Here is a 7,063-nt window from a genome sequence, read left to right on the forward strand (position 1 = left end):
TCCGCCGCTTCCACCACAACACCATTTAAAAAGAACGCAGTTCGACCGGACACACGCGCTGCCTGATGCATGTTATGCGTCACCATGACGATGGTATATGTGTCTCGCAATTCCTGAACCAGTTCTTCAATTTTCATCGTGGAGATCGGATCTAGCGCAGATGTCGCCTCGTCCATCAGTAAAATATCTGGCTGTACGGCAAGCGCCCGGGCAATGCACAACCGCTGCTGTTGTCCACCGGACAAGCTCAGAGCTGAACGCTTCAGAAAGTCCTTGACCTCTTCCCAGAGTGCCGCCTGCCGCAGGCTTTGCTCGACCAATTCGTCCAACTTGTCCTTTTGCCGAACTCCATGCAGACGTGGACCGTAGGCTACGTTATCATAAATCGATTTGGGAAATGGGTTAGGCTGTTGAAAAACCATTCCTACCTGCTTACGCAGAGTTTCTACTTCCATAGTATCGCCGTATATATCCTGACCTGCGATACTCACGGTGCCTTCAATACGCGTTCCCGGTATCATGTCATTCATCCGGTTCAGCGTACGCAGCAGGGTCGATTTGCCGCAGCCGGACGGGCCTATAAAGGCAGTTACCGTTTTTTCAGGAATATCGAGGTTTATATGTTTCAGCGCGTGAAATTTCTCATAATATAAATTTAGCTTATCAATCCGGATTACGGAATCATTCATGGATTTATGATCTCCTTCGTGTTGCAGTTATGATCCTCAAGCATTGCACCTGATTTGCACAATATGAAGATTATATAAGCTGTGTGTAAATTTAGTGTGGTGGATTTGTTAACGGTATGTAAAATGATCAAGAACTTAGCATGAGCTCAAGCTCCTGTGCAATTTCGGCTGCATTCAAAGCCGCTTCCTCTGCGGAATGGGACATTTCGCTGTTTTTGGCTTCAATTTCATCGACAGCCTGCAATAGTTTGGCAAAAGTTTGTGTTCCAGCAGAAATATATTGAGAGCCTGTATGAATCTGCTGCATACTCGTATCCGTCAGTTCAGCAGTGTCACGCAGCATCTGCTCGATATGGGTGAGTAAGCCTGTAATCTGCGTGGAAAAAGCTTTCGTCTGGAGTGACATATTCCGCACCTCCTGAGACACAATCTGGAAGCCTCGTCCGTGTTCGCCAGCATGCGCCGCCTCAATGGACGCATTGATCGCCAGCAGTCCGCTTTGATCTGCCAGTGCACGAATGGATGAGGCCATGCCCGCAATGTCATTCAGCGATTGGGTCAACGCCGTCATCTGCTCATGCTGGCGCTTCATTTGCTCCGTGACCGCACGATAGGAGAGCAAAACATCCTCCAATTCTACTTTGCCACGGCGGGATAATTCACTCATTGAGCGGGTTAGCCGCACACTGTCATCGGCCTCTTTAGCTGCATCCAGCACAGTCAGCTGAATACGCTGGACTCCGTCATAGCTATGCCGAATCACATCGCCCCGCTCTTCGTCCGCTTCTCTTTGCATTCGCTGCACGACGGACAGGATATCACGAATCGTGAGTACGCCGAGTAATCGTGTGCCTTCCTTAATCAACACACAATCGTAAAAACGCTGTTCTTCACGCAACATCGCCAATTCCACAATGTCCGATGCCCGGCTTTTTAAATCCACAATTAATGTATCGGGGTCGGCAAATATGGCCGCAGGCTTGTCATAGAACAACGCCGCAGCAAATCTGCCCGTAAAATGGCGATTGTACGCATCTCTCATAATAATGCCCAGTGGAAGATCATTTTTATCCACAACAATAACACAAGGTATATCTTCCTGTGTTTTCATAAGTGCTAACAGTTCTTTACAAGACATGTCCGTACCAATGATCGGAACCTCCCGGCATGGCACATAGGTAGTAATCGGCTTGTATGCTTCACGTTCAATCACGGCAGTGGAACTCGGCTGGGTCTTTGGTTCCGTTATCATCGTTCTGAAGTCCCCTTTTTTTAACTACTTGGAGTGACGGGAACATCATATCGGTCATTTGTTGATTCTAGCGATCAGTTTTGTTAATGAAATGTAAAATCACGAAATGGACACAAAAGTCGCCGGACACTGCCATAGATAAAGAAAAACGCTCCTCATTTATAATAAATGAGAAGCGCTTCTTTTTTTATTTACAACCAGCTTGTACCCCACTCCACGGATCGAATCAATATGAACCGAGTCGGGATCTAGCTCCAGCTTTTTACGTAAGGAACTGACGTGCACATCCACGGTCCGTTGACCGCCAATGTAGTCAAAACCCCAAACAGCATTCATCAGATCATCTCGGGTCAATACCACACCCGGCTTGCGGGACAAATAAAGAAGTACCTCAAATTCCTTTGGTCTGAGGCTGATGGACTGACCTCCAAGAATGACTTCATATTTTTCGGGGTAAATCTCCAGCTCGCCCAATTGAATTTTGGAGCTATCTTTCTGATCAGACAACACTCCTTCATCCCCGCCGGAAGTTCTTCGCAGCACAGCCGTCACGCGGGCCAACAGCTCAGAAACGCCAAAAGGCTTCGTGATGTAATCATCCGCACCCGACTTCAGCCCTTGAACAACCTCTGCTTCACCGTTTTTGGCCGTTAAAATAATGATAGGCGTCGTCAGCCCCTGATGGCGAAGTCTGCTCAGAATGTCCAGTCCGTTCATTCCCGGCAACATCAAATCCAGCAGGATCAAATCGTAGGACTCTCTGGAGGCTTTCTCAAACCCGGCACTGCCATGATCCTCCGTGTCCACTTCGAAGCCTTCTTGTATCAAATTGTAGGATAGCAATCTAGCAAGCGTTGGTTCATCCTCAATAACCAGCAAGCGTTGTCCCATAAATAACTTCATCTCCTGTTTACCTGTTAAAGGCGCATTGGTCAAAATCCTGAAACCTTTTTCATACTCATGCGACACCCGTTTATTTTATCACGGCATTGTTAACAGAATGTAAAAAATGTTCTAGTTCATTCTTCCTGTTGCAATAGCGGTAATTCAACTGTAAATGTGGTACCCAATCCAAGCTCACTTTCCACCGAAAGGGTGCCATGATGCAAATCGACCAAGTGTTTGACGATCGACAATCCCAGCCCCGTTCCGCCAGAGTTGCGCGAGCGTCCTTTGTCCACCCGGTAAAAGCGCTCAAAGATACGTGGCAGGTCCTTCTTCGGAATTCCAATACCTGTATCACTGACTGTAAATACGACCTTTTCCGTGTCATTCTCCCGCTGTATCGTTAGAACCTTAATCTTTACCTTGCCACCATCAAGTGTATAGTTGATGCCATTAGACAAAAGGTTCAAGAAAATCTGCTGAAGCTTATCTTCATCTGCCTCCATAAACAACTCATCCGGGATATCCATGTGTAGCGTAATTCTTTTTTTGGCCGCAACATTGTTCAGTTTTTCCAGCAATGAATCTATGAACGACGAAACGTGCACCGGCGAGCAATCCAGCGGAGAACGCTTGGATTCAATTTTGGATAGCTCCAGAATGTCACCGATTAGCCGATTCAATCGTTCGCTTTCATCATATATAATTTGCAAAAATGAGCGGGCCGTCTCTTCATCTTTAACCCCGCCACCGAGTAACGTCTCGGCAAAGCCCTTGACCGCGGCAATCGGTGTTTTTAGCTCATGAGAAACGTTAGCCACAAATTCGCTCCGCATATTTTCCAACCGTCGAATGGCCGTAATATCCTGTAAAAGGAACAGCATCCCGCGGTATCCGCCTTCATCCTCATACATCGGGACACCGTCCAGCAACACGAGTCTCTCCTCGGGATTGTACAAATGAACCTCACCATGCAACCTCTCTCGGCTTTGTATGCTGCCCTCAATTAGCTTTGTGAGCTCATAGTGCTTCTTCAGCTCATGATACGGCTTGTCCGTCACCCGTTTACCCACGACACCAAGCATTCGCTCAGACTCACGGTTTACAAGCGCAATACACTCACTTGCATCAATCATTAGAATTCCGCCTGTCATATTACTCATGACGCTCTGGAGTAAATCCTCATTGTCGCGTATCGTTTTCATTTGGTCTTGGAGACTGTCAGCCATACGATTAATGGCTTCACCCAGTTGCCCTACCTCATCCCGGCGCTGTACACCGACTCTTGCGTCATAATCCAGCCCTGATATGCGGTTGGCTACCCCTGTAATATGTTCAATGGGCGAGGTGAGGCTGCGAGCAATACGATAGCTCACCAATCCAGCAGCAATAAACAGCAACACAAGACCAATCCCGATGGCCGTCCAGCCGCGCCGTACTCCCTCCTCCACCGCTTTCAGGCTCATAGACAAACGGATATATCCATCAAAGCCCTTGTCCGATACAACAGGTTCAGCGACGTATAGCATGTTTCGTTGCAGAGTTTCGCTGTAGCGTATTGTCCGACCGATTCCTTCCACCGTAGCTTGCCGTATTTCATCACGTGATGCGTGGTTTTCCATCTTACGCGGATCACTTAACGAATCGCCAACCACCGTCCCGTCCTTGCGAATGAAGGTCACCCGTGATTCCGTCAGACGAGCAATTTCCTTCGCCTTTTGAGAATAATAAGAGACATAATCCGTGCTGGACAGGGCATCTGCATTTACAAAAGGGAATGTAGCGCGAAGCAGGTCGATCTCCCGTCCCATGTTCTCCTCTAGCACCTTCATATTCGAATTTTTAAAAATTTGTCCCATCGTGATTCCAGCAGCAAGGACAGATATGCCAATCAAAATCAGCATGATCAGGGTAAGCCTGAAACGAAACGATTTCATAAAATATGCCCATCCTTTAAGTAAGTTAAGTCTCATTCTACAGGCTACCTTCATTATGTTCCACCGTGAAAAGAAAAAAGGCCAGGGCATAACACGCCCCCAGCCTTTCCTTTATCCTCTTATCCGTTTATAACTTCACCGCCGTTGATATGAATAACCTGCCCGCTTACATATGAAGAATCGTCTGAAGCAAGGTACACATAGGCTGGCGCCAATTCTTCCGGCTGACCCGGACGCTTCATTGGCTGTGCTCCTCCAAACTCGCTGACCGTCTTGGCATCAAATGTAGACGGGATTAACGGCGTCCAGATTGGCCCTGGTGCTACAGCGTTCACCCGAATACCTTGATCCGCCAAATTGAGTGAAAGGGAACGAGTAAAGGATGTGATTGCCCCTTTGGTCGATGAATAATCAATGAGTGTCTTGTTCCCAGCGTACGCGGTAATCGATGTTGTGTTGACGATAGTGCTTCCTTTCTTCAAATGCGGCAATGCTGCTTGCGTCAGGAAGAACATACCAAAAATATTCGTACGGAAAGTACGCTCCAACTGTTCTTTGGTAATATCCTCCAGCTTTTGCTGTGGATGCTGCTCTGCCGCATTGTTCACAACGATGTCGAGCTTGCCCAGCTCGTGAACCGTCTGTTGAACCGCTTTTTTGGCAAATTGGTCATCTCCGATATCGCCAGGAATCAACACACATTTGCGTCCCTCCTGCTCTACCTGACGTTTTGTTTCTTCCGCGTCCTTGTGTTCATTCAAGTAAATGATAGCTACGTCCGCACCTTCTTTGGCATACGTGACAGCTACAGCCCGTCCAATTCCACTGTCTCCACCAGTAATAAGTGCAACTTTACCTGTTAGCTTGCCAGCAGCTTTGTAAGTTGGTTTTTCAAACTGGGGTGCAGGCGACATTTTGGACTCAATCCCCGGTTGCTGGTCCTGATGCTGTGGGGGCAAGGTTTGCTGAGGTTGGTTACTTTTAGGCATTGTACATTCTCCCTTCAAAATCAGATATTTTTTAGGATGCAACATTTGCATCCACTCTACTCCTGATTTACCACACAAAGTTATTCGTTAAACGAAAAATGTAGTTATTTGAGCGCACAAAAAAACGACCTATGCTTATTCAGCACAGACCGTTTTTTCAATTTAGCATTTGTCATCATTCGATTACAGGCTCTCACCAAATGCATAATTAAATAATATGGCTGTATACCATTAAAAACGTAATTAAAATCAGGAAGACGGCAAGCAGCGTACTGAACATTCGCATTTTGCCAGCGTATTGCGTAATAGGCTGTTGGCTACGAATCGCTTCCAGCGACAGCCGTAACGGCTTACCCATGGCTCCCGCGATACCAGAAATGGCGAGAAACAACAGCAAAACGACAACGATCCATGCTACCGAATAAGAACCCCAGGGAAAAATCATATAGATACCGCTAACAAGCACAAGGATCAGTGCAAATTGAGCCAAACGGTTCAATAGCTGAACAGCCGATATCGTTCCCTCCTGCACGCTAGGAGCCAATTTGTCGATTTTGCCCACAACGAAGGGGAGCAATAAATAAAAACCCATTGCCAGTGATCCAATAATGTGAATAAAAAACATTCTTTACAACCTCCATTTCTTTGTTTTCTTACAAACTTTTTTTCCATAGAACGATCATATTCCAACGAATGACTACCATCTTTTCAGTGTTTTGGGACATGCTTTTCTATGTCAGGATTTTGCAAAATCCTCATGTAACTATCAATACATATGAACTCTATTATACCGGGGAAGTGGGTCAAAGCAAAGGAATACAGAAGAAAACGAATAGATTACTTAAAAGTAAAAGAGGTGTCCAGCGGCCATGACTATGGCTTGGGGACACCTCTTCAAGTAAAAGTATACCGTCTTAGTAGAAAATTGAATCTATACGGTAACTATTTTAATCACACTGCGGACCGATTCGGCGGATTGATCGAGCGCTGCTTTTTCTTCGGCTGTCAATTCCAACTCGAACACTTTTTCGATGCCATTGCCGCCAAGAAGTGTCGGTACGCCAAGGAATAAATCCTGATAGCCGTACTCTCCCTCCAGGTATGCAATGACCGGAATAATCCGTTTTTTATCTTTTACAATCGCTTCTGTCATTTGTGCAAGCGAAGCTGCCGGAGCATAATATGCGCTACCATTACCCAACAGATTAACGATCTCTCCGCCACCGCCGCGTGTCCGTTGTACGATCGCTTCGATACGTTCCTGCGAAATCAGGGTTTCGATAGGTATACCTCCAACGCTGGAATAGCGTA

The 7,063-nt window shown here is 46.6% G+C and carries 6 protein-coding genes and 1 pseudogene; all 7 read right to left on the bottom strand.

Annotation, left to right across the window (positions count from 1 at the left end; genetic code table 11):
• Positions 1–689: phosphate ABC transporter ATP-binding protein PstB (gene pstB / locus GRP75_RS16265; RefSeq protein ID WP_160789813.1), on the bottom strand; the 689-nt coding region annotated here is incomplete at its 3' end.
• Positions 690–816: 127 nt separating this feature from the next.
• Positions 817–1,941 (bottom strand): methyl-accepting chemotaxis protein, encoded by a 1,125-nt coding sequence (locus tag GRP75_RS16270; protein WP_023987921.1) that lies wholly within the window; start codon positions 1,939–1,941, stop codon positions 817–819.
• A gap of 159 nt (positions 1,942–2,100) precedes the next feature.
• The gene (locus GRP75_RS16275; RefSeq protein ID WP_013309604.1) at positions 2,101–2,832 is read right to left on the bottom strand and encodes a response regulator transcription factor; all 732 of its coding nucleotides are present in this window, start codon (positions 2,830–2,832) and stop codon (positions 2,101–2,103) included.
• Between the two features lie 128 nt (positions 2,833–2,960).
• On the bottom strand, positions 2,961–4,763 hold the full coding sequence (pnpS, locus tag GRP75_RS16280; RefSeq protein ID WP_160789814.1) for a two-component system histidine kinase PnpS: 1,803 nt from the start codon (positions 4,761–4,763) through the stop codon (positions 2,961–2,963).
• Positions 4,764–4,882: 119 nt separating this feature from the next.
• Positions 4,883–5,752 carry an SDR family oxidoreductase gene (locus GRP75_RS16285; protein WP_023987919.1) on the bottom strand — a complete coding sequence of 290 codons (870 nt, stop codon included), beginning with the start codon at positions 5,750–5,752 and terminating at the stop codon, positions 4,883–4,885.
• Positions 5,753–5,960: 208 nt separating this feature from the next.
• Entirely contained in the window at positions 5,961–6,377 is a 417-nt protein-coding gene (locus tag GRP75_RS16290; protein WP_023987918.1) for a hypothetical protein, read from the bottom strand.
• 306 nt (positions 6,378–6,683) lie between these two features.
• Positions 6,684–7,063, bottom strand: a pseudogene (locus tag GRP75_RS16295) (malate dehydrogenase); the annotation flags it as partial.

The organism is Paenibacillus sp. OT2-17, assembly GCF_009827695.1.
In the GTDB taxonomy this organism is placed as follows: domain Bacteria; phylum Bacillota; class Bacilli; order Paenibacillales; family Paenibacillaceae; genus Paenibacillus; species Paenibacillus polymyxa_B.